Annotated in this window: 2 protein-coding genes and 1 pseudogene; 2 read left to right on the forward strand and 1 reads right to left on the reverse strand. The window is 43.9% G+C overall.

The window, feature by feature from the left end:
- Positions 1 to 584 (reverse strand): annotated as a pseudogene (locus CY0110_RS27475) (hypothetical protein); the annotation flags it as partial.
- Between the two features lie 522 nt (positions 585 to 1,106).
- Between CY0110_RS27475 and CY0110_RS27480 the strand changes: the two are divergent.
- Both CY0110_RS27480 and CY0110_RS27485 read left to right on the forward strand, forming a co-directional pair.
- On the forward strand, positions 1,107 to 1,424 hold the full coding sequence (locus CY0110_RS27480) for a plasmid mobilization protein (protein ID WP_008278942.1): 318 nt from the start codon (positions 1,107 to 1,109) through the stop codon (positions 1,422 to 1,424).
- A gap of 141 nt (positions 1,425 to 1,565) precedes the next feature.
- Positions 1,566 to 2,444 (forward strand): relaxase/mobilization nuclease domain-containing protein (locus tag CY0110_RS27485; protein ID WP_008278943.1); only part of this gene is annotated, 879 nt, incomplete at its 3' end.

Below are 2,444 nucleotides of genomic sequence, written 5' to 3' on the forward strand. Positions count from 1 at the left end.
TCAGACGCTAACTGTTCGGTTGAGCTTATCTCACCCCAAGGCAACAGTACCCCTAAATCTAAGCGAAACTCCGACCCTAACCCTTCTCGTTCGGCGATCGCTCCAATGGCTCCTAAAATCTTTGGTGTCGCTATTTCCCACTTCAAGGTCTTGAAATTGACAAACGCTTTAAAGTCTGAAGCCACACGCCCCACAGCATGACACTGTTCTCCCTTCTTAAACCGAATCCAAGCATTATCTTCAGGTCTTCCCATGCCCGAATCATTTGGTAACGAAGCAACGGACTCTGGGGGTAAAGCTAAGTGTAATGGCTCCATCACCATGTACTGTACATTCTGCCCTTCCACCTGATACAAAATCTTGTTTAAAGAACTACCCACATCAAAGCAAACGATGACCTTTTTAAGCGGTGTCTGGGATTTAACCCCCTTTGATCTCTTCCGAGGGGTTTTAGTCTTATCTTCGTTCTCCCCATGATTAACGGCAGTTTCCATCAGAGACTCAGACTCTGGGGTAAGGGGTACATCCTGAGAGTCATTTAACTCAAGACTCATTGAGGAAACCCCATTCAATGTTTCGCTCATACACTCCTCATGACTTACACTCAACACATCCACTGCCATCTTTTTAGTTACAGAGGCCGTGGTTTTTTTTCTTTATCTCTCAACTTTCTAAAAAACCCCGATTTTCTTAATACTTATTTAATGTCACTAAACGTCACTACTTGTTATTAAACGTCACTGAATCCTACCCAATGTCACTATTCGTTATCAAAAAAGTGATCCCTACCCTATTTTTGCCCCCAAGCTGACCCAAAATCGATCACGTATCGCACCGTTTAATCACGTTTAGTAACGTTAGCGTCACGTTTAGTCACCTTTAGTAACAGGCTTTTTTTACCCCCCTAGCCGTTGGATTCACCCGATTTTGCTCTCATCTAGGGGGTTAGTGGGTGTTCTTCCCGTAAGGGAAGCCAGCGTACACCTTGCACATTCGTTATCCTAGAATTTAAGAAAATCCTAGCTCGGTGTCGCTGTCCAGGGGGACACCCCCTAGAACCCCCGTTGGACAGATGGGGAAGGAATTTGTTTTTTTTTTGATCGACTATGACTACTGATAAACGCGATACTAACCTCACCATTCGAGTCAGCCAAACAGAAAAGTTGGCTTGGAAAGAAAAAGCTGATCTCTCCGGCATGACCATCTCTAACCTGATCCGACAGGCTATCTTTAGAACGAAGACCTGGACGGTGGCCGATAAGTCTCTAGTGAAGGAACAAACTCGACAGATAGCTCGCATTGGTAATAATCTCAATCAGATAGCTAAGTGGGCCAACACTTATAAGTCAACCGCCGAAGCCATTGAGATCATACAAGCTCTTAGACACATTGAACAAGCCCTAACCCAACTGAAAAAGGATTGAAGATTGGAGATTGCCGGACGCTACGCGCGTCTTCGACGGTGGAGATTGAAGCTTCTATATTTTCCAATCTCCAGTTAATGGCTAATCTCTAATTCCGTACATCAATCTGCAATCTACCTTCTGCAATCTACAATCATAAAGATGTTAGTTAAGTTCTTTAATCGTGGGACAGGTAAGGGCAAAGGTCCCGTTGAATATATCCTCAAAGAAACTGATGCACAGGGCATTATCAGAGAACCTTTACCCGAACTCCTTAAAGGCAACCCCCAACAAACCATTAACCTGATTGACTCTCTAAATTTCAAACAAAAATATAAAAGTGGGGTGATCTCCTTTGCCCCATCTGATGCCCCTACCAATGAACAGCTTGAAGCGGTCATTAACTCCTTTGAAGAAACTGCCTTTGCTGGACTCTCCCCTGACCAATATGACATTTTATGGGTAAAGCACACCCATACGGGGGACGATCGCGTAGAACTTCATTTTGTTACCCCTACTGTTGATTTAATCAGTGGCAAAAGTTTAAACATCGCCCCCCCAGGCTCTAATAAATACTTTGAACCTTGGCGTGATTATTGGAATCTTTCTCAGAGATGGGCCCGCCCCGATGACCCCCAACGGGCTAGAAGTTATCACCCTGGTCATCAAGCTTTAATTGATGCTCAAAATACTCGCTTAGAACTCAATGGTCAAAAACCCCTTAAACGGGATGATGCCAAGAAAATGATCCATGAATACCTACTCAGACAGATAACGGAAGTCAGACAGATTGAAAACCGTAACGACATCATTACCACCCTTGAAAATTCTGGCTTTACCATTACAAGGAAGGGCGAGAATTATCTCACTGTGACCCACGATGACCTAGGCCAACGTATTCGATTAAAAGGAGGCATTTATCATGAATCTTGGCGACCTGAACCAAGACCTACAACAGAAACTCGAACAGGACAAACACCAAGCGAATCAGATAAGAAAGGAGAACTTACAACAGTTTCAGCAAAACTCGCAGCACATATT

The sequence above is a fragment of the Crocosphaera chwakensis CCY0110 genome (genome assembly GCF_000169335.1).
GTDB lineage: Bacteria > Cyanobacteriota > Cyanobacteriia > Cyanobacteriales > Microcystaceae > Crocosphaera > Crocosphaera chwakensis.

What these genes read in the sequence shown, in the direction of transcription:
- CY0110_RS27480 (WP_008278942.1), top strand. Translation starts at nt 1,107, where the DNA reads ATGACTACTGATAAACGCGATACTAACCTCACCATTCGAGTCAGCCAA.